This window comes from Acidovorax sp. LjRoot38 (assembly GCF_964252975.1).
Lineage (GTDB): Bacteria > Pseudomonadota > Gammaproteobacteria > Burkholderiales > Burkholderiaceae_C > Acidovorax > Acidovorax facilis.
The window spans coordinates 262,959-282,128 of the sequence record NZ_CAXUPT020000005.1; the positions used below are offsets into that span (position 1 = coordinate 262,959).

Sequence of the window (19,170 nt, forward strand, 5' to 3'; positions counted from 1 at the left end):
GGCCTGCGGTGACCCCGCACTGTTTTTTGGCAACGCACCGTTCTGGAGAAATTCATGCGCACTCGCTCCTCCCTCTTTGCCGCCCTGCGCCTGCTGCCCGTGCTGGGCGCATTGGCCTGCGGGCTGACCGCCGCCCAGGCGGGCACCGTCACGGCCTACACCGCGCTCGAAGAAGACGAGATCAAGGAATACCTGGCCGCCGCCAAAAAGGACTTGCCCGATGTGGATGTGAAGGTCCTGCGCCTGTCCACGGGCGACCTGGGCGCGCGCATCCTGGCCGAAGCTGCCAACCCGCAGCACGATGTGATCTGGGGCTGGGCGCTGACCAACACGCTGGACCCGCGCATCACCGCACTGCTGGAGCCCTACACCCCCAAGGGCAGCGACAAGCTGGCCGCCAAGGACAAGGCCGCCGACGGCAAATGGTTCACCACCACCGGCTACATGGCCGCGTTCTGCGTGAACACCGAGGTACTCAAGGCCAAGAAGCTGGCCATGCCCACGTCGTGGAAGGACCTCACCAACCCCATCTACAAGGGCGAGGTCGTCATGCCCAACCCGGTGTCCTCGGGCACGGGCTACCTGCAGATTGCCGCGCTGATCCAGTCGCGCGGCAATGACGAGGGCTGGAAGCTCATCAAGGCCATGGACGGCAACGTGGCGCAGTACATCAAGTCGGGCTCGCGCCCCTGCAAGGCCGCGCGGGCGGGTGAGTTTGCAATTGGCACCTCGCTGGCGTTTGCGGCCATGCAGTCGGTGGACGAGGGCTATCCGGTCAAGATGGTGATCCCCACCGACGGCGCGGGCTATGAGCTGGAAGCCTCGGGCCTGATGGCCAGCTCCAAGAACAAGGCCGACGCCAAGCGCTTTCTGGACTGGACGCTGTCGCCCGGCGCAGCACAGCTCTACACCAAGTACAAGGAAATCGTCACCGTGCCCGGCGTGCCGCAATCCAAGGCGGCTGCAGCGGCAGGCCTGCCCGCCGACCTCTCCAAGGTGCTCTACCCCATGGACTTCGCCAAGTCCGCCAAGGAACGCGACGCGATCCTGGGCACCTGGCAAAAGACCATCGGCCGCTGAGCCGCTGTACCGAACCGCTGCACTGAACCGTACTCCCCGAGGACCACACACCATGTCCCTGCAGATCACCGACCTGCACAAGAGCTTTGACGGCCAGGTCGCGCTCGAACGCATCCACCTCGCCGTGGGCGCCTCGGAGTTCGTGTGCCTGCTGGGCCCCAGCGGCTGCGGCAAGACCACGCTGCTGCGCATCATCGCGGGGCTGCTGCCTGCCGATGGCGGCCGCATCACGCTGGGCGGCCGTGACCTGGCCACGCTGCCGGCGCGCGACCGGGGCTTTGGCATCGTGTTCCAGTCGTACTCGCTGTTCCCGCACATGACGGTGGCGCAGAACGTGGGCTACGGCCTGGCCATCCGCCGCACACCGCCCGACGTGGTGCAGGCGCGCACGGCCGAGCTGCTGGACATGGTGAAGCTGGCCGACTATGGCGGGCGCTACCCGGCGCAGCTGTCGGGCGGCCAGCAGCAGCGCGTGGCCATAGCGCGGGCCCTGGCGGTGAACCCTTCGCTGCTGCTGCTCGACGAACCCCTGTCGGCCCTGGACGCCCGCGTGCGCGCCGACCTGCGCCATGAGCTGCGCGAGGTGCAGCGCCGCCTGGGCATTCCCACCATCATGGTCACGCACGACCAGGAAGAAGCCCTGGCCATGGCCGACCGCATCGTCTGCATGCAGGGTGGGCGCATTGCACAGGCGGGCTCGCCGCGCGAGCTGTACCTGGCACCGCGCACCCGCTTCGTGGCCAACTTCATGGGACACAGCAACCTGCTGCCGCCCGCCCAGGCACGGCTGCTGCAGCCCGCGCTGGGCGGGGCCCCCGAAGGCATGGCGCCCGAATCGGCCCTGCTGTGCATCCGCCCCGAACGCCTGCAGCTGCAAGCCAGCGCGCAGGGTGCGGGCCGCGTCACCGGCACCACCTTCCTGGGCAGCATCCAGCGGGTGCAGCTGCGCTGGAACGACCTGGACCTGCTGGCCGAATCCAGCAGCGCCAGCACCTGGGAGGCGGGCCAGAACGTGGACATCTCGGTGAGCGCACAGGACTGCGCCTGGGTGCACGCATGAGCACCACTGCCGCCCCCCACCTGCCACCCATGCACGCCAGCGAACGCTGGCTGCTGCGCGCCTGCCTGCTGCTGCCGCTGGCCGCGCTGGTGCTGTTCTTTGGCGTGCCCATGCTGGCCATTGCCTGGCGCAGCCTGGTGCAGGACACGGGCGGCATCGGCTGGGGCAACTACGCCGCGCTGCTCGACACCCCGGGCGTGTGGCGGGCCCTGGCCAACAGTCTGCTGCTGGGCGCCGTAACCACGGCCGTCACGCTGGTGCTGGCCTTTGTGGTGGCGTTTGGGCTGGAGCGCACCGGCATGCCGGGCCGCCGCTTTGTGGCCGGTGCGCTGGCCCTGCCCATGCTGGCGCCCTCGCTGGTGCTGGGGCTGGGCCTCATCTTTTTGCTGGGGCGCAACGGCATCGTGGGCAAGATGCTGGGCGTGCGGCCCGAAATCTATGGTTTTTGGGGCCTGCTGATTGCAGACGTTCTCTATGCACTGCCGCAGGCCGTGCTCATCGTGCGCACCGCGCTGCGCCAGGGCGATGCCCGGCAGTACGACGCCGCCGAGGTGCTCGGCGCCACGCCCTGGCGGCAGTTTTGCGACATCACGCTGCCGCAGGCCCGCTACGGCCTGCTGAGCGCGGGGTTTGTGGTGTTCACCATCACCATCACCGACTTTGGCAACGCCGTGGTCATTGGCGGCAACTTTGCCGTGCTGGCCACCGAGATCTACAACCAGGTCAGCGGGCAGATGAAGTTTGGCATGGGCGCGGTGGTGGGCATGCTGCTGCTGGCGCCCGCCGCGTTGTCGGTGTTCATCGAACGCATGGCTGCACAGCGCGCCGGGGCAGGGGCCGAATCGGCCCTGCCGCCCACGCCCAACCGCCGCCCAGGGCGCGATGCCGCGTTCTTCATCGCCTGCATGGGCATTGCGGGCAGCATCGTGGCTCTGGTGCTCACGGTGGTGGTGGCCAGCTTCATCCGGCTGTGGCCCTACCGGCTGGACCTCACACTCAAGCACTACGACATCACCATTGCGGGGGGCTATGCGCCGCTGTGGACCTCGGTCTGGGTGTCGGCCCTGGCCGCCAGCGTGGGCACGGCGATGCTGTTCGTGCTGTGCTTTGGCATCCGCCGCCTGCCGGGACGGCTGGCGCAGGCGGCCACGGCGCTGTCGGCCTTGCCGGTGGGCGTGCCCGGCCTGGTGCTGGGGCTGGCCTATGTGTTCACCTTCAACACCGCCACCTGGCCCTGGGGCATGCTGTATGGCACGGCCATTTTGCTGGCGCTGTGCAATTACTACCACTACCACACGCAGGGCTTCATGACCATGATGACCGGCATGCGCAACGTGCCCACCACGCTGGAAGACGCCACCACCGTACTGGGCGGCAGCACCGCCCGCGTGCTGCGCGATGTGTACCTGCCCGCGCTGCTGCCCACGCTGCTGGCGGTGCTGGTGTTCTTGTTCATGCGCTCCATGGTCACGCTGTCGGCGGTGATTTTCCTTATCACGCCCTCGCTGCCGATGGGGGCGGTGACGGTGATGCGGCTGGATGAAGCGGGGCTGACCTCGCAGGCGGCAGCGTTCTCTACCTGCATCATGGCGGTGGTGGGGTCGCTGGCGTTGCTGCTGCACTTTGGCACGCAGCGCCGAAAACCAGGTTCCAAGCCCGCCTAACATCGCCACCATGCTGCAAGAAGAACGTTTCCTCCGCATCCGCACCCTGCTGTCCACGCTCTCGCGTGTGAGCACGGAGCGCATTGCGCAAGACCTGGATGTGTCGCGCGAAACTGTCCGCCGCGACATCCTCGCGCTGGAGTCGCAGGGCATTCTGCGGCGCGTGCACGGGGGCGTGGTGGCCCAGGGGCCAGAGCCCGAACCCCCGCTGGCCGTACGCCAGGCGGTGCGCGAGCGCGAAAAGCGCGCCATCGCCCGCGCCGCCCTACAGCTGCTGCAGCCGGGGCAAACGCTGTTCATTGATGCGGGCAGCACCACCACCCTGCTGGCCGAAGCGTTGTCGAGCCTGTCGGGCCTGACCATCATTACCAACGGGCTGAACGTGGCGCTCAAGCTCGCTGCGGCCGACGCCGGGCGCAACACGCGCAACGACGTGATCCTGCTCGGTGGCCGCACCGACCCTGCCGTACAGGCCACGCACGGCGACACCACCGTGGCCGAAATCCACCGCTACCGCGCCGATGTGGCCCTGCTCTCGCCCGTGGGCATCAGCGTGCACAGTGGCGCCACCAGCTTTGAACACCACGAGGCCGCCATCGCCCGCGCCATGGCTGCGCAGGCCAAGGAGCTGATCTTGCTGGCCGACCACAGCAAGGTGGGGCAAGCCAGCCGCGTGACCTATGCCAGCCTGGCCGACGTGGGCACGCTGGTCACCGACGCAGGCGCCCGCGCCCTGCCCGCCTTCTCGGCACTGCAGGCAGCGGGCTGCCACATCGTGGTGGCCTGAGACTTTCACAGGAGGCAACGCACACCATGACCTACCAGCACACCATCGGCGGCCAGCGCTGGCAGTTCAGCGACCTGCGCGAAGTGATGGCCAAGGCCACGCCGCTGCGTTCGGGTGACGCATTGGCGGGCGTGGCGGCCACATCGGCTGTGGAGCGCATGGCCGCGCGCCTGTGCCTGGCCGACATTCCCCTGTCGCGCTTTCTGAGCGAGGCGCTCATTCCCTACGAAAGCGACGAGGTCACGCGCCTCATCCTCGACACCCACAACGCCGCCGCGTTCGCGCCCCTCGCCCACCTCACCGTGGGCGACTTCCGCAACTGGCTGCTGGCCCACGGCACCGACGGCGCCATGCTCGCCGCCGTGGCACCCGGCATCACGCCCGAGATGGCGGCGGCCGTGAGCAAGTTGATGCGCAATCAGGACTTGATCGCCGTGGCGCGCAAGTGCCGCGTGGTCACGCGGTTTCGCAACACCATCGGCCTGCCGGGCCACCTGGCCGTGCGCCTGCAGCCCAACCACCCCACGGACGACCTGCGTGGCATCGCGGCGTCGATGATCGACGGCCTGCTGTACGGCGCGGGCGACGCGGTGATTGGCGTGAACCCCGCCACCGACAGCATCGCAGCGCTCACCGGGCTGGTGCACATGCTGGGCGATGTGATCGAGCGGCTGCAGATCCCCACCCAGTCGTGTGTGCTCACGCATGTGACCAACACCATCCAGATGGTGGAACAAGGCGCGCCGGTGGACCTGGTCTTCCAGTCGATTGCGGGCACCGAGGCGGCCAACGCGAGCTTTGGCATTTCGCTGGCGCTGCTCCAAGAAGCGCGCGAGGCTGCACTGTCCCTGCGGCGCGGAAAAAACTTTGGCGATGGAGTGGGCGACAACGTGATGTACTTTGAAACCGGCCAGGGCAGTGCCCTGTCGGCCAACGCGCACCACGGCGTGGACCAGCAGACCTGCGAGGCGCGGGCGTATGGCGTGGCCCGCGCGTTTGCGCCGCTGCTCACCAATACGGTGGTCGGCTTCATCGGCCCGGAATACCTGTACGACGGCAAGCAGATCATCCGCGCTGGCCTGGAAGACCACTTCTGCGGCAAGCTGCTGGGCGTGCCGCTGGGCTGTGATGTCTGCTACACCAACCACGCCGAGGCCGACTCGGACGACATGGACACACTGATGACGCTGCTGGGCACGGCGGGCCTGACTTTCATCATGGGCGTGCCGGGGGCGGACGACATCATGCTCAACTACCAGAGTACTTCGTTCCACGACGCGCTCTACCTGCGCGAGGTGCTGGGCCTGCAGTGCGCACCCGAGTTTGGCGCCTGGCTGCAGCGCATGCACATCACCGATGCAGGCGGACGCCTGCTGCCTGCCCACGATCAACACCCGGCGCTGGCACAGATGCGGCAATGGAGGCTGGGCGCATGACACACGAACCAGCGCCACACGGCATCCCTCCCGACCCCTGGGAGGACCTGCGCGCCCACACCCAGGCGCGCCTGGCCCTGGGGCGTGCGGGCGCAGCCCTGCCCACGGCCGAGCTGCTGCGTTTTGGCCTGGCCCATGCGCAGGCGCGCGATGCCGTGCACATCCCGCTGGACGCCGAAGCGCTGGCCACCCAGCTGCAGGCCCAGGGCTGCGCAACGCTCCCCGTGCACAGCGCCGCCCCCGACCGTGCCACCTACCTGCTGCGCCCCGACCTGGGCCGGCGGCTGAGCGACGCCGATGCGCAGGCGCTGCGGGAGTCCTCGGCAAACGGAACCACTCCCATCGACCTGCTGCTGGTCGTGGCCGACGGCCTCTCGTCCCTGGCTGTGGCGCGGCAGGCGCCACCGCTCATCGACGCGATTCGCCAACAGGCGCCCGCCGGCTGGCAGCTGGGCCCCGTGGTCATTGCCCAGCAGGCCCGCGTGGCGCTGGGTGACGAGGTGGGCGCACTGCTGGGCGCGCGCCTGGCGGCGGTGCTGATTGGCGAGCGGCCGGGCCTCAGCTCGCCCGACAGCCTGGGCATCTACCTGACCTGGCACCCGCAGGTGGGGCGCAACGATGCGCAGCGCAACTGCATCTCCAACGTGCGGTCCGAGGGTCTGCCCCCCGCCGCCGCCGCTGCACGCCTGTGGTGGCTATGCCAGGAGGCGCGGCAACTGGGGCTGACGGGGGTGGGGCTGAAGGACCGCAGCGATGCGGTGACGCTAACGGCTTACCAGGGCGGCGACGCAGCGCAGCTGGGTTGAGCCCCCCCCAAGGCACACCGCGCAAAGCAGCCCCAAACCGACCGCGAGCCTCTGATCCCGCGCTGCAACGCCTTCCCATCTCTGCTCTAGAGCAAGACGGCAAGGCCACCAGCGCCGCCTACAGCCGGTGCGAACGGTCGCCGTGGCTGAACCCCAGCGGCTCCCAGGGCTCGCCCGCGCCCACGGCCAGCACCTTGAACAGCTCGCCCATCTCGTGTTCCATGATCAATTTGGCCGCTGTCGCCCGCTGGACTTGCGGTTGTTGCTCCATTTTGGGGAGCAACCCACAGTTGATGAGGAAATGCGCCTGCGTGGTGTAGCCCAGCACGTTCAGGCCCGCCTCCTGCGCGGCCAGCGCCATGGCGGTGAAGTTGACGTGGGCGGTGATGTCCTTGAGCCCCACCGCCACCAGCGGGTCGCCATCGGCCAGGTGGCCCTGGTGGCACATCACGGTGCCCATGTGGCGCTGGGGGTGGTAGTACTCGTCTTCGCCAAATCCATAGTCCAGCAAGAAGGCTGCACCGCGCGTGAGCCGGTCGGCCAGCATGCGCATGAAGCCTTCGCCCTGGGCGTGGATCTCGGTCAGGTAATCCTGCGGGCCTTCGATGTCGATGGGCGGGCGCAGGTCGGTGGGGCGGTCGGCCCAGGCAAAGTGGCCGTCTTCGGCCACCACCACGCCGCGTTCGTGCCACACACCGCCCTGCTGGCCGCCGTGGCGGGCGAGCAGCTGCACGGGCATGGCATCGAGCACCTCGTTGCCCACCACCACGCCGCTGAATTTCTCGGGCAAGGCATCCACCCAGCGCAGCTTGTGGGCGTGCGCCACCAGCTTGGCCTGCTGGCGCGCGCGCAGGCTGCCCGACAGGTCGACGATGGTGTAGCGCTGCACCTGATCGCCCAGCGTTTCCAACAGTTGCAGCGCCAGCGCGCCGGAGCCCGCGCCAAACTCCCACACCTCGTCGGTGGCGGTGTGCGCCAGGGCCTCACCGACCTGCACGGCCAGCGTCTGGCCGAACAGTGGGGTCATCTCGGGCGCGGTCACAAAGTCGCTGCCGGACTCGGGCATGGCGCCGAACTTGGTGGAATCGTTGGCGTAGTAGCCCAGGCCGGGCGTGTACAAGGCCAAGGCCATGAAGCGGTCAAAACCCAGCCATCCGCCCTCGGCGGCAATGGCCTGGGTGATGTGCTGGTGCAGGGCGGTCGTTAAACTGTCGGGTCTTTGGGTCACGGCCCGCATTGTCTCCCAGCCCACATGCTTACTCCCTCCCACCCACGCACCGTTCTGGTCACAGGCGCCGCCAAGCGCCTGGGCCGCAGCATTGCGCTGGCCCTGGCGGCGGGTGGCTGGCAGGTGGCGGTCCACTATCGCTCATCGCAGCAGAATGCTATCGATACCGTAGCTGCTTGCGTACAACTGACAAGCGCTAGCGCCCATTTTGATGCTGATTTTGAGGATGAGGCCGCCGTGCGCGGCTTGTTGCCCCGCGTGGTGGCGCACTTTGGCCGTGTCGATGCGGTGGTCAACAGCGCCTCGTTGTTCGAGCATGACAATGCCGCCACCTTTGGTTTTGCCGCGCTCGAAAAGCACCTGCGCAGCAACACCGCCGCCCCCGTGCTGCTGGCCCAGGCGCTGCACCAGCACGTGGCCGACCGCGCGGCCCAGGGCGAGGCCGACGCGCAGGGCGTCGTGGTCAATCTGCTGGACCAGAAGCTCTGGAATCAGAACCCCGATTTTGTGAGCTACACGCTCTCCAAGGCTGCACTCGAAGCTGCGGGCACCATGCTGGCCATCGCCCTGGCGCCGCGCGTGCGCGTGGTGGGCGTGGCACCGGGCCTCACGCTGACCAGCCACATGCTCAGCGACGAAAAGTTTGCCCAGTTGCACTCCCTCAGCCCCCTGGGCCGCTCGTCCACCGCCGAGGACGTGGCGAGTGCGGTGAAGTTTGCGCTGGAGAACCGGTCGATGACCGGCACCACGCTGCTGGTCGACGGTGGCCAGCATCTGATGAAGTTTGACCGCGATTTCTCTTTGATGTGAGCGCCCGCTCACTCCAGGACCTATTCATGACCACCGCTGCAGGCACCCAGATCCTCACGCTCACCGGTTTGCGCTTTGACGCCAACCTGGGCATCCTCGACCACGAAAAGACCGACCCGCAACCCATCCAGGTCGATGCCGAACTGAGCCTGGGTGTGCAGCCGCTGGCCCCGCGCGACGACGACATCGGCCATGTGCTGGACTACCGCCGTGTGCGCCAGATCATCATCGACGAGTGCACCGCAGAGCATGTGAACCTGCTGGAGAGCCTGATCGGCAAGCTGGCCAACCGCCTCATGCAGCTGCCCGGCGTGCTGGGGGTGCGGGTGAAGATTGCCAAACTCGAAATTTTTGACGACTGCGAAGTGGCCATTCGCATCGAGACAGGACAGTGGTGACCCCATGAGCGCAGTATTGAACGAAGCCCTCACATCCAACCCCGGCTCCGCCCAATCCACAGGCTGGACGGAGGAAAGCACCGAAGCCACCAGCGGCGCCGCCCGCATGAAGATCGAGCGCGAAACCCACAAGCTGGAAAAGCGCCTGTGCCGCGAGGTCGGCAAGGCCATCGTCGACTTCAACATGATCGAAGAAGGCGACAAGGTGATGGTGTGCATGTCCGGCGGCAAGGACAGCTATGCGCTGCTCGACATCCTGCTCAAGCTCAAGGCCCGCGCCCCCATCCACTTTGACCTGGTGGCGGTGAACCTGGACCAGAAGCAGCCGGGCTTCCCCGAGCATGTGCTGCCCGAATACCTGGCCAGCACCGGCGTGCCCTTCCATATCGAGAACGAAGACACCTACAGCATCGTCAAGAAGCTGATCCCCGAGGGCAAGACCACCTGCAGCCTGTGCAGCCGCCTGCGCCGGGGCATTCTGTACCGCGTGGCCGATGAGCTGGGCTGCACCAAGATCGCGCTGGGCCACCACCGCGACGACATCCTGCAGACGCTGCTGCTCAACATGTTCTTTGGCGGCAAGATGAAGAGCATGCCCCCCAAGCTGGTCAGCGACGACGGCAGGCATGTGGTCATCCGCCCGCTGGCCTACGTGGCCGAGAAGGACACCACCCGCTGGGCTGCGCACCGCAACTTCCCCATCATCCCGTGCAACCTGTGCGGCAGCCAGGAGAACCTGCAGCGCAAGCAGGTGGGCGAGATGCTGCGCGAATGGGAAAAGCGCTTCCCGGGCCGGGTGGAGAACATGTTCAATGCGCTGCAGAACGTGGTGCCATCGCACCTGCTGGACGGCAGCCTGTACGACTTCAAGAACGCGAAGGCCACGGGCATCGCCAGCGAAGACGGCGACAAGGCGTTTGACAAGGAAGAGTTTGTGGCGCCCTCGCCCACGCTGCCCGGCGTGCAGGTGGTGCAACTGTCGTGAACCCTGGCAAGCTGGGGCACTCTCATGGAGACTTCTTTTTCTGGAGCGTCTGACCATGACAACGCAACGCCGATGGATTCCCCTTCTTATACAGGGCTTGGCAACCGCCTTGCTCGCGGGCTGCAGCACCACCCGCGTGGTCGACGGGCAAGTACAGAGCTTCTCAACCCTGGCGGCCGCGCCTGCACCTGCCACCTACCGCATCGAACGCCTGCCTTCGCAGCAAACCCCATCGTTTGACGCCATCGCCGCACTGGCAGAACAGTCCCTGGCACGCGCCGGCCTGCAACGCGACGATGCCGCGCCCCGCCTGCGGGTGCAACTGGGCGTGCAGGCTGACACGGTGCCGCGCAACGATCCTTTCAGCCCCTACGGGCCCTACGGTGCGTATGGCCCCGGCCCTTGGGGCGTGGGTGGCTGGTATGGCCGAGGCTGGGGCGTGCATGGCATGTGGCGCTTTGGCGAGCCCACGCCCCTGCACCGCCGCGCTGTCAGCATCGTGATGCGCGATGCCAACACCCAGGCGGTGGTGTACGAAACCTCGGCCGTGCACGAAGATGTGTGGGTGAGCGACCCGGCCGTCTATGGCGTGCTGTTTGACGCCGCACTCGATGGCTTTCCAAAGCCACCCCAGGGCCCTCGACAGGTGCGCCTGCCCCTGGCGCAAAAATGAAACATTCCCCTGAGCGGCTGCGAGCTACATCCAACGCCATCGAAAACTGACATGCACGCTACCCGCATCATTGCCATCCGCCACGGTGAAACCGCCTGGAACGTGGACACCCGCATCCAGGGCCACCTGGACATTCCGCTCAACAACACCGGGCTGTGGCAGGCCGATCAGGTCGCCCAGGCACTGGTGGGTGAACCGATTGCCGCCATCTACACCAGCGACCTGCAGCGCGCGCACGCCACGGCCCAGGCCGTGGCCCGCACCACGGGCGCGCCTTTGGTGACCAATCCCGGCCTGCGCGAACGTAGTTTTGGCCACTTTCAGGGCCGCACGTTTGCCGAGATCGAGGCCGAGCTGCCCGAAGACGCGCTGCGCTGGCGCAAGCGCGATCCGCACTACACACCCGAAGGTGGCGAGTCGCTCGTCGCGCTGCGCGAGCGCATCGAACGCACCGTGACCGTCCTGGCGCAGCTGCATGTGGGCGAGCAGGTGGTGATGGTGGCGCACGGCGGCGTGCTCGATGTGTTGTACCGCCTGGCCACGCGCCAGGACATCCAGGCGCCGCGCACCTGGCAACTGTCCAACGCCGCCATCAACCGCCTGCTGTGGACGCCCGACGGCCTCACCCTCGTCGGCTGGGCAGACACCCAACACCTTGACCAGATCGTCCTGCGCGATGAAAACCACGCCTGAATTGCAATCCACCATCGGCCAGCGGGTGGACGCTATCGACACCCCCGCCCTGGTGGTGGACCTGGACGCCATGGACCGCAACATCCAGCGCATGGCCGACTTTGCGCGCAAGCACCAGGTGCGCTGGCGCCCCCACGCCAAGCTGCACAAGAGTGCCGAAATCGCGCTGCTACAGCAACGCGCGGGCGCCCAGGGCGTGTGCGTGCAGAAGGTGGCCGAGGCGGAGGCGCTGGCCGCCGGTGGGGTCGATGACATCACCATCACCAACCAGGTCATCGCCATGCCCAAGCTGCACCGCGTGGCGCGGCTGGCCGCCCAGCTGGCGGCGCGTGGCGGGCGCCTGGGCATGGCCGTGGACCACATCGACGGCATTGAGCGCCTGGCCGAAGCCATGGCGCAATCTGGCAGCGATGCGGGCATCGACGTGCTGGTGGAGATCGACGTGGGCCAGGGCCGCTGCGGCGTGCCACCGGGCGAAGCCGCCGTGCCACTGGCGCTGGCCGTGTCGCGCAGCCCCCGCCTGCGTTTCGCGGGCCTGCAGGCCTACCATGGCCGCGCGCAGCACCTGGCCAGCAGCGTGGGTCGGCGCGAGACCATCGCCGCCGTGGTGCGCGCGGCGGATCACACGCGCCAGCTCATCGAAGCCGCCGGGCTGCCCGTGCCGCTGGTCACCGGATCAGGCACCGGCACCCTGGTGCACGAGGCTGCCAGCGGCGTGTTTGGCGAGCTGCAGGCGGGCTCGTTTTTGTTCATGGACGCAGATTACGCGCGCAACGAACGCGATCCCGCGCAGCCCGCGTTTGAACATGCGCTGTACGTCAAGACCCAGGTGGTGTCGGTGCGCGACACCCACGCCGTGTGCGACGCCGGTCACAAGAGCCACGCCATTGACTCCGGCCTGCCCACGGTGGCCCTGCTGCCCGCCGACCGCACCCTGCGCTATGCCAACGGGGGCGACGAGCATGGCTTGCTCTACGCGGACGCTCCCGATGCCCGCCTGCCCAGCCTGGGCCATATGCTCTGGCTCATCCCTGGCCATTGCGACCCCACGGTCAACCTGCATGACTTTTTGATCGGCGTGCGCGGCGGTTTGGCGGCCGGCACGGTGGAGCGCATCATCCAGGTGGATGCACGGGGAGCGCTGACATAGGCGCAGCCCTCTAAACACCGGGGCTATAGGGGTTCACCTGCCCCGGTGTGAGCTGGCTGCTGGACCACAATCCGGCAACATGAGCCCCAGCCAGATCATTGTCCTTGCGACCCCCGTCTTCTTTTTGCTGATCGCCATCGAACTGGCCGTGGGCTACAGAAGGCAGCGCAACACCTACCGCCTGGCCGATGCCGTCAGCAGCATCAGTCTGGGCATGCTGAGCCAGACCAGCGCAGTGTTCACCCGGCTGCTGCGCATCGGCATCTACACGGCCCTGTTCGAGCACGTGGCGCTGTGGCGCAACGATGCATTCTGGACCAGCCTGCCCGGCTGGCTGCTGGCACTGGTGTTCTACGACCTGTGCTACTACTGGCTGCACCGCATGGGGCATGAATCGGCCGTGTTGTGGGCCGCGCACGCGGTGCACCACCAGAGCCAGGATTACAACCTCTCCACCGCGCTGCGCCAGACCAGCTCGGGCGCGCTGCTGGGCTGGATCTTTTATGTGCCCATGGCACTGGCGGGCGTGCCGCCGCTGGTGTTTGGCGTGGTGGCGCTCATCGATCTGCTTTACCAGTTCTGGGTGCACACCGAGCAGGTGGGCAAGCTCGGTTGGTTTGACCGCTGGTTTTGCAGCCCCAGCAACCACCGGGTGCACCACGCGGTGAACGACGCTTATCTGGACAAGAACTATGGCGGCATCCTGATCCTGTGGGACCGGGTCTTTGGCACCTTCAAGGACGAAGACGACCAGGAGAAGTGTGTGTACGGCACGCGCGGCCTGCTGAACAGCTGGGACCCGCTCTGGGCCAACGCGCAGGTGTACGCAGGGCTGGCACATGACAGCTGGCATGCGCGCAGCTGGCTCGACAAGCTCAAGGTCTGGGTCAAGCCTCCGGGCTGGCGGCCTGCCGATGTGGCAGAGCGCTTTCCCAAGCCCGCCTTCAGCATGGCACAGATGCAGCTGTACCACCCGCCGATGTCGCGCGCCGCGCAGTGGTTTGCGCTGGTGCAGTTCGCGCTGCTGCTGGCGGTCGTGGCGGCTTTTCTCTGGCAGGCAGATGCGGCGCCGCTGGCGCGCAACGCCATCTGGTTTGCGGTGCTGCTGACGGTGCAATGGTCGCTGGGCGCAGTGATGCAGGGACGTATCACCGCGCTGATGGCGCTGATGCTGCAAAGCGGCGCGCTGGCCACCGCCACCAGCGCGATGGGGTTCATGGAATGGCATTGGCTGTTCAAGCCGCTGACGATGGTTTTTGCTCTTGTTTTGGTAGCTGCCAGTGCTTATTCGCCAAGCGCTAGAGGCCAATTTAACCCAAAGACCCTGCTTCTCCTCGCGGCCGCGCTGGCCGGATCGCTGGCCGGGGATGTGTTCCTCATGTTCCAGGGCTTCTTCATCCCGGGCCTGGTGAGTTTTCTGGTGGCGCATCTGTTCTATGTGGCGCTGTTCAAAAGCGGGCAAGCGTGGTTTCCGCACCGGGGTGCGCTGGCCGCCACACTGGGCATTGGCGTGGCCATGTACGCCTTTCTGTGGACGGGTGGCCTGCCGCCTGCACTGCGCGCGCCGGTGGCGGCCTATGTGCTGGTGATCGCGCTGATGGCGGCCCAGGCCATCGGCCGGGCGACGGTGTTGCGCGACGCGCCGTCGCTGCTGGTAGCGGTCGGCGCCGGGTTTTTCATGCTCAGCGACTCGCTGCTGGCCACCAACCGGTTTGTGATGCCGCTGCCGATGGCGCAGGTCTGGGTGCTGGCCACGTATTATGCGGCGCAGGCGCTGATCGTCAGTGGATGGCTGGCCAGCAAGGCCTCGGTGCCTGCCACCGCAGTGCAGCGAACGGGCGCGGCCGGAGAAGAGGGCCGCACGCACATGGCTCGGGACAGGGCTCCGAACATCGCCCCAGGGACGGCTTCACGCTCCTCCTGAGCACCTGTGTGTTCTGTGCGATGGTTTTTTAACCAAAATGGCCGCCAGCGCCTCAGTATCAAGCGCGAATAGCTATTTATTTGATAGCAAATCACCTGCCTGCAGCTCACCCACTGGGCGCAGGCTCCACGCCCACAGTGATGGCCTCGTCGCGGGCAATCCGGCCGTCGATCAGCTCCACCAGCCGGTCGCAGCGCGCGGCCAGCCGGGGGTCGTGCGTGACCACCACAAAACTCGTGCCCCGCTCGGCATGGATACGGCGCAGCAGGGCAAACACTTCGGCAGAGGACGCGGTGTCCAGGTTGCCCGTGGGCTCATCGGCCAGCACCAGCGGCGGGTTCATGACCAGCGCGCGCGCAATGGCCACGCGCTGCTGCATGCCGCCTGACAGCTCTGCGGGGCGCTTGTCCATGGCCTGGGCCAGGCCCACGGCGTCGAGCAGGCTGCGCGCGTGATCGCGGTGGGCGGGGCTGACGCGGCCTTCGGCCATGAGGGCCGGCAGCGTCACGTTCTCCAGCGCGGAGAAAGCAGGCAGCAGGTGGTGGAACTGAAAGACAAAACCCAGGGTGCTGCGCCGGCGCAGGGTGAGTGCCGCATCGTCCAGACCCTGCACCGCCTCGCCGTCCAGCAGATAGCTGCCCGTCGTCATGCGTTCGAGCAGGCCCAGGATGTTGAGCAGCGTGCTCTTGCCCGAGCCGGAAGGCCCCATCAGCGCGATGAACTCGCCCCGGCGCACCTGCAGTTGGATGCCGTGCAGCACCTCGGCCTCGCTGGGGCGGCCCAGGTTGTAGCTCTTGCGCACGGCGTGGAGCACGATCAGTTCGGGGGCGGCGGCGGCGCTCATCACATCCTGATGGCCTGCGCCGGATCCAGCGCGGCTGCGCGCCGCGCGGGCGCCACCGCCGCGAGCACGCCGCACACCGACGCCAGTAACGCAATTTGCAGCGCCATGGCAGGCGGCAGCGTGATCGAAAACAGCGGCATGCCGTCCGAGCCCCGCACGAAGTGCGTGAACACCCAGATGAGTGCCACCGCCAGCAGCAGGCCCAGCACCGAGCCCAGCGCACCCACCACGGCGCCCTGCACCAGAAACACGCGCAGCACCTGGCCCCGCGTGGCGCCCATGGCGCGCAGGATGCCGATCTCCCGGCCCTTTTGCACTACCGAGACCACCAGCACGCTGGCAATACCCAGCACCACCACCGCCAACACCACGCCCCGGATGATGGAGGTGCTGATGGACTGCGCATTGAGTGCTGACACCAGCTGGGCATTGCTCTCTTGCCAGCTCTCGATCTTGTAGGGGAACTGCATTTGCAACGCACGCGCCAGGGTCTGTGCCACCCACACGTCCTTCAAGGTCAGGTCGAGCTGGCTGGCACCACCCGGCAGCGCCAGCAGGCTTTGCGCCGCGCGCAGCGGCACGATCACGGTGCGCCGGTTCAGGTCTTTCACCCCCAGGTCCACCAGCGCGGTGACGCGCACCGAATCACTCACCGTACCGCCCGCGCCGCCCGTCTGCACGGTGAGGCGGTCTCCCACGCGCACGCCCAGGTCGGAGGCCAGCTCGCGCCCCACGATGGCCTCGCCCGGTGACAACCGCGCCGTGCCACTGACCACCTTGGAGCGCAGCCCCACCACGCGGTCATAGCGATCCAGGTCCACGCCCATCAGGGCAATGGCCTGCGATGCCTCGCCGCGCAGCGCCAAGCCTGAGCCGGACACCATGGGCGACACCCCGGCGACTTCGGGCAAGCGCTCCAGCAGCGGCACCAGCGCCTGCCAGTTGGCCACGGACCGCAGGCGCTGGGCACGCGGTTGGGTTTCGGTCAGCGCAGCGGTGCCAGGCAAGGCAGGGGCTGCCGGTATGACCAGGTCGTCCGGCGCCCGCAGGGTGATGTGCGCCTGGGCGCCCAGTGTTTTGGCCAGGGTGTTCGACTGCAAGCCGCTGATCAGCGCCGAGATGTAGGCAATGACCGCAACCCCCGCCGCAACCCCCACGATGATGAGCACGGTCTGCATGCGGCCCTCGCGCAGAAAGCGCAGCGCCACGCGCAACTCGAAGCCAGGCCAGATCCACATGGCGGCTCAGCGGCCCATGGCGTTCGTCAATGCGGAGCCGGCATCGCCCCCCGGGGTGGGGGAAACGGCGGTGGCCGCACCTGCGGACCAGGCCACCGGGCGGGCACGCACGCGGTCGCCCGCCTGGACGGCACCGCCCCTCAGCACGGTGTCGCCCTCGACCAGGCCGTCCAGTACCTCCACAGCGTCCAGTGTGCGCAGCCCCAGCCGCACGGGGCGGGCCTGGGCGCGCCCCTCCCGCAACACCAGCACCGTCGCCTGGTCGCCCTCCACCGGGCCGCGCAGGGCCGCCTGGGGCAGTACCAGGGTCCGCTCGCGCCGCGCAGTCTCTACCTCGACCGATAAGGTCATGTCCTCGCGCAGAAAGGCGGGGGCCTGCTGCTCCAGCGCAAACTTCACCTCGATGGCACCGCGCTGGGCATCCACCGAGGGTGCGATGGTGAGCACACGCGCTGCAAAGCGCTGGCCCGCAAAGGCATCGGCCACCACCGAGGCCTTTTGGCCCGGCAGCAACTGGTCCAGAAAACGTTCGTCCACCTGTGCCACCAGCTGGGTGGGCCCGGCCAGCGCCAGGCTGAGCAAGGCCTTGCCAGGCTGCACGATCTGCCCGGGCTCGACGTCGCGCACCAGCACGCGGGCATCGGCCGGGGCTACCAGCGTGGTCTGCGCCAGGCGGGCCTGGGCCGCCACCGTGGCCGCCCGGGCCAGCGCCAGCTGCGCCTGCGCCTGGACCACGTCAGTGCCCGCATCGGCGTTGGCCTGGACCTGTGCCTGCGCGCTCAATTGCTGCGCCTGGGCCACATCGACGGCGCGCTGCGCCTCATCGAGCTGCGCGGCGCTATAGAACCCCTGGGCCACCAGCTGCTGCACCCGCGCCAGACTGGCGCTGGCCGCTTGCAGGGTGGCATTGGCCTGTGCGCGCGCTGCCTGTGCAGCGCTGCGGCCGCTACTGCGCAGGCCTACCAGGCGGGACTGCGCCTGGCGCTCGGCCGCCACGGCCTGCGCCAGCGCTGCCGCGAGCTCGTCGGACTCCAGTTGCACCAGCACGTCGCCCCGGCGCACCTGCGCGCCTTCTGTCACTTGCACCTGGGCCACGCGGCCGGTGACGGTGCTGCCCACATCCACCCGCGACAACGTGGCCACGCGCGCCGAAAACTGCAGCGTGCGCACCAGCGGCGCCGACTGCACCAACAGGGCATCGACCTGCGGACCACGCAGCGCCATCACCCCGGTGAAGGCAGCCACCACCAGCACGACAGCGCCCAACGCAACAGCAAACCAGCGCCTATTCACAGATCTGCCCTGGTTGCCATGCGCTGTGCCTTCCGTCATTCAGAAAACAGCCCTCCAGCTGCCTTGGGCGGCGCCACCCCCAGGTGTCGGAACGCCGCCAGCGTGGCAATACGCCCACGCGGCGTACGCTGCAAAAAGCCTTGCTGGATGAGGTAGGGCTCAATCACGTCTTCGATGGTGCCCGCCTCTTCCCCGATGCTGGCGGCAATGTTGTCCAGCCCCACGGGGCCGCCATCAAAGCGGTGGATGACCGCCTCCAGCAGCTTGCGGTCCATCACGTCAAAACCCTGCGGGTCCACATCCAGCATGGCCAGCGCCTTGTCGGCAATGGGTTTGGTGATGCGCCCGTCGCCCTTGACCTCGGCGTAGTCGCGCACGCGGCGCAGCAGCCGGTTGGCGATGCGGGGCGTGCCGCGCGAGCGGCGGGCAATTTCAAAGCCGCCTTCTTCATCCATGGGCGCATTGAGCAGCCCCGCGCTGCGCTTGACGATGCGGGCCAGCTCTTCGGCTGTGTAGAACTCCAGCCGCGCCACGATGCCAAAGCGGTCGCGCAGCGGGTTGGTCAACATGCCCGCACGTGTGGTGGCGCCCACCAGCGTGAAGGGCTGCAGGTCGAGCTTGATGCTGCGCGCCGCAGGCCCCTCGCCGATCATGATGTCGATCTGGTAGTCCTCCAGCGCGGGGTAGAGAATTTCCTCCACCACAGGCGACAGGCGGTGGATCTCGTCAATGAAAAGAACGTCGTTCTTTTCGAGGTTGGTCAGCAGCGCCGCCAGGTCCTTGGGCTTTTCGAGCACAGGGCCACTGGTCTGGCGCAGGTTGACCCCCAGCTCAGCCGCAATGATGTGACTGAGCGTGGTCTTTCCCAGACCAGGCGGGCCAAACAGCAGCACATGGTCCAGCGCCTCGCCCCGCTTCCTCGCCGCGCCGATGAAGATCTCCAGCTGCTCGCGCGCCTTCGCCTGGCCCACGTACTCCTGCAGGAGCTTGGGGCGCAGCGCGCGCTCGATCGCCTCTTCTTGAGGCGATGCGGGCACGGCCGAGATGACGCGTTTTGCGGGGGCGGGGGCGAAGTCGTCGGTCTGGATGGTCATGCAGCGC

General features: G+C 67.6%; 18 protein-coding genes. 13 read left to right on the top strand and 5 right to left on the bottom strand.

Annotated elements, in window-relative coordinates:
• The first annotated feature begins 54 nt into the window (after positions 1–54).
• From ACSQ22_RS11300 to eutC, 6 genes are read left to right on the top strand one after another with little or no spacing between them, the layout of a single operon-like run.
• Positions 55–1,080, top strand: coding sequence for an ABC transporter substrate-binding protein (locus ACSQ22_RS11300; protein WP_436130330.1), 1,026 nt, complete (start codon positions 55–57; stop codon positions 1,078–1,080).
• Between the two features lie 52 nt (positions 1,081–1,132).
• Positions 1,133–2,140 carry an ABC transporter ATP-binding protein gene (locus ACSQ22_RS11305; protein WP_108498518.1) on the top strand — a complete coding sequence of 336 codons (1,008 nt, stop codon included), beginning with the start codon at positions 1,133–1,135 and terminating at the stop codon, positions 2,138–2,140.
• The gene (locus tag ACSQ22_RS11310) at positions 2,137–3,804 is read left to right on the top strand and encodes an ABC transporter permease subunit (protein ID WP_436130331.1); all 1,668 of its coding nucleotides are present in this window, start codon (positions 2,137–2,139) and stop codon (positions 3,802–3,804) included. Before ACSQ22_RS11305 ends, ACSQ22_RS11310 begins: the two co-directional genes overlap by 4 nt.
• A 10-nt stretch (positions 3,805–3,814) precedes the next feature.
• A complete protein-coding gene (locus tag ACSQ22_RS11315; protein ID WP_436130332.1) occupies positions 3,815–4,591 on the top strand; it encodes a DeoR/GlpR family DNA-binding transcription regulator in 777 nt (258 codons plus the stop codon).
• A gap of 26 nt (positions 4,592–4,617) precedes the next feature.
• Positions 4,618–6,027, top strand: coding sequence for an ethanolamine ammonia-lyase subunit EutB (locus tag ACSQ22_RS11320; protein WP_436130333.1), 1,410 nt, complete (start codon positions 4,618–4,620; stop codon positions 6,025–6,027).
• Positions 6,024–6,833 (top strand): ethanolamine ammonia-lyase subunit EutC, encoded by an 810-nt coding sequence (eutC, locus tag ACSQ22_RS11325; RefSeq protein ID WP_431151755.1) that lies wholly within the window; start codon positions 6,024–6,026, stop codon positions 6,831–6,833. The genes ACSQ22_RS11320 and eutC overlap by 4 nt, the downstream gene beginning before the upstream one ends.
• 118 nt (positions 6,834–6,951) lie before the next feature.
• Here eutC and ACSQ22_RS11330 read toward each other — a convergent pair whose 3' ends face one another.
• Positions 6,952–8,070 (bottom strand): class I SAM-dependent methyltransferase, encoded by a 1,119-nt coding sequence (locus tag ACSQ22_RS11330; RefSeq protein ID WP_436130476.1) that lies wholly within the window; start codon positions 8,068–8,070, stop codon positions 6,952–6,954.
• Positions 8,071–8,085: 15 nt separating this feature from the next.
• Between ACSQ22_RS11330 and ACSQ22_RS11335 the strand changes: the two genes are divergently transcribed.
• From ACSQ22_RS11335 to ACSQ22_RS11365, 7 genes are all read left to right on the top strand, one after another.
• Positions 8,086–8,871 carry an SDR family oxidoreductase gene (locus ACSQ22_RS11335; RefSeq protein ID WP_431151754.1) on the top strand — a complete coding sequence of 262 codons (786 nt, stop codon included), beginning with the start codon at positions 8,086–8,088 and terminating at the stop codon, positions 8,869–8,871.
• Between the two features lie 26 nt (positions 8,872–8,897).
• Positions 8,898–9,269 (top strand): dihydroneopterin aldolase, encoded by a 372-nt coding sequence (locus tag ACSQ22_RS11340; protein ID WP_008907163.1) that lies wholly within the window; start codon positions 8,898–8,900, stop codon positions 9,267–9,269.
• Positions 9,270–9,273: 4 nt separating this feature from the next.
• Complete coding sequence (gene ttcA / locus ACSQ22_RS11345) at positions 9,274–10,254, top strand: tRNA 2-thiocytidine(32) synthetase TtcA (protein WP_436130334.1); 981 nt, start codon at positions 9,274–9,276, stop codon at positions 10,252–10,254.
• A gap of 55 nt (positions 10,255–10,309) precedes the next feature.
• Complete coding sequence (locus tag ACSQ22_RS11350; RefSeq protein WP_436130335.1) at positions 10,310–10,927, top strand: DUF4136 domain-containing protein; 618 nt, start codon at positions 10,310–10,312, stop codon at positions 10,925–10,927.
• A gap of 51 nt (positions 10,928–10,978) precedes the next feature.
• A complete protein-coding gene (locus ACSQ22_RS11355; RefSeq protein ID WP_436130336.1) occupies positions 10,979–11,620 on the top strand; it encodes a histidine phosphatase family protein in 642 nt (213 codons plus the stop codon).
• Positions 11,604–12,770: a DSD1 family PLP-dependent enzyme gene (locus tag ACSQ22_RS11360; protein ID WP_436130337.1), complete on the top strand. Its 1,167-nt coding sequence runs from the start codon at positions 11,604–11,606 to the stop codon at positions 12,768–12,770. Before ACSQ22_RS11355 ends, ACSQ22_RS11360 begins: the two co-directional genes overlap by 17 nt.
• Before the next feature lie 79 nt (positions 12,771–12,849).
• Entirely contained in the window at positions 12,850–14,694 is a 1,845-nt protein-coding gene (locus ACSQ22_RS11365) for a lysoplasmalogenase family protein (protein ID WP_436130338.1), read from the top strand.
• Positions 14,695–14,800: 106 nt separating this feature from the next.
• Here the strand turns inward: ACSQ22_RS11365 and ACSQ22_RS11370 are convergent, their stop codons facing one another.
• From ACSQ22_RS11370 to ruvB, 4 genes are read right to left on the bottom strand one after another with little or no spacing between them, the layout of a single operon-like run.
• Positions 14,801–15,538, bottom strand: a complete 738-nt coding sequence (locus tag ACSQ22_RS11370) for an ABC transporter ATP-binding protein (protein WP_436130339.1) — start codon at positions 15,536–15,538, stop codon at positions 14,801–14,803.
• Positions 15,538–16,776: an ABC transporter permease gene (locus tag ACSQ22_RS11375; RefSeq protein WP_436130340.1), complete on the bottom strand. Its 1,239-nt coding sequence runs from the start codon at positions 16,774–16,776 to the stop codon at positions 15,538–15,540. The genes ACSQ22_RS11370 and ACSQ22_RS11375 overlap by 1 nt, the downstream gene beginning before the upstream one ends.
• A gap of 6 nt (positions 16,777–16,782) precedes the next feature.
• Positions 16,783–18,069, bottom strand: a complete 1,287-nt coding sequence (locus tag ACSQ22_RS11380) for an efflux RND transporter periplasmic adaptor subunit (RefSeq protein ID WP_436130341.1) — start codon at positions 18,067–18,069, stop codon at positions 16,783–16,785.
• A 35-nt stretch (positions 18,070–18,104) separates the two neighbouring features.
• Positions 18,105–19,163, bottom strand: a complete 1,059-nt coding sequence (ruvB, locus tag ACSQ22_RS11385; RefSeq protein ID WP_055396394.1) for a Holliday junction branch migration DNA helicase RuvB — start codon at positions 19,161–19,163, stop codon at positions 18,105–18,107.
• Positions 19,164–19,170: the final 7 nt, after the last annotated feature.

Excerpts from the sequence above, each read along its gene's own strand:
- ACSQ22_RS11350 (WP_436130335.1), top strand. The coding sequence starts at position 10,310 with ATGACAACGCAACGCCGATGGATTCCCCTTCTTATACAGGGCTTGGCA.
- ACSQ22_RS11310 (WP_436130331.1), top strand. The coding sequence starts at position 2,137 with ATGAGCACCACTGCCGCCCCCCACCTGCCACCCATGCACGCCAGCGAA.
- ttcA (WP_436130334.1), top strand. The coding sequence starts at position 9,274 with ATGAGCGCAGTATTGAACGAAGCCCTCACATCCAACCCCGGCTCCGCC.
- ACSQ22_RS11375 (WP_436130340.1), bottom strand. The coding sequence starts at position 16,776 with ATGTGGATCTGGCCTGGCTTCGAGTTGCGCGTGGCGCTGCGCTTTCTG.
- ACSQ22_RS11360 (WP_436130337.1), top strand. The coding sequence starts at position 11,604 with ATGAAAACCACGCCTGAATTGCAATCCACCATCGGCCAGCGGGTGGAC.
- ACSQ22_RS11300 (WP_436130330.1), top strand. The coding sequence starts at position 55 with ATGCGCACTCGCTCCTCCCTCTTTGCCGCCCTGCGCCTGCTGCCCGTG.
- ACSQ22_RS11370 (WP_436130339.1), bottom strand. The coding sequence starts at position 15,538 with ATGAGCGCCGCCGCCGCCCCCGAACTGATCGTGCTCCACGCCGTGCGC.
- ACSQ22_RS11305 (WP_108498518.1), top strand. The coding sequence starts at position 1,133 with ATGTCCCTGCAGATCACCGACCTGCACAAGAGCTTTGACGGCCAGGTC.
- ACSQ22_RS11340 (WP_008907163.1), top strand. The coding sequence starts at position 8,898 with ATGACCACCGCTGCAGGCACCCAGATCCTCACGCTCACCGGTTTGCGC.
- ACSQ22_RS11330 (WP_436130476.1), bottom strand. The coding sequence starts at position 8,070 with ATGCGGGCCGTGACCCAAAGACCCGACAGTTTAACGACCGCCCTGCAC.
- eutC (WP_431151755.1), top strand. The coding sequence starts at position 6,024 with ATGACACACGAACCAGCGCCACACGGCATCCCTCCCGACCCCTGGGAG.
- ACSQ22_RS11335 (WP_431151754.1), top strand. The coding sequence starts at position 8,086 with ATGCTTACTCCCTCCCACCCACGCACCGTTCTGGTCACAGGCGCCGCC.
- ruvB (WP_055396394.1), bottom strand. The coding sequence starts at position 19,163 with ATGACCATCCAGACCGACGACTTCGCCCCCGCCCCCGCAAAACGCGTC.
- ACSQ22_RS11355 (WP_436130336.1), top strand. The coding sequence starts at position 10,979 with ATGCACGCTACCCGCATCATTGCCATCCGCCACGGTGAAACCGCCTGG.
- ACSQ22_RS11320 (WP_436130333.1), top strand. The coding sequence starts at position 4,618 with ATGACCTACCAGCACACCATCGGCGGCCAGCGCTGGCAGTTCAGCGAC.
- ACSQ22_RS11365 (WP_436130338.1), top strand. The coding sequence starts at position 12,850 with ATGAGCCCCAGCCAGATCATTGTCCTTGCGACCCCCGTCTTCTTTTTG.
- ACSQ22_RS11315 (WP_436130332.1), top strand. The coding sequence starts at position 3,815 with ATGCTGCAAGAAGAACGTTTCCTCCGCATCCGCACCCTGCTGTCCACG.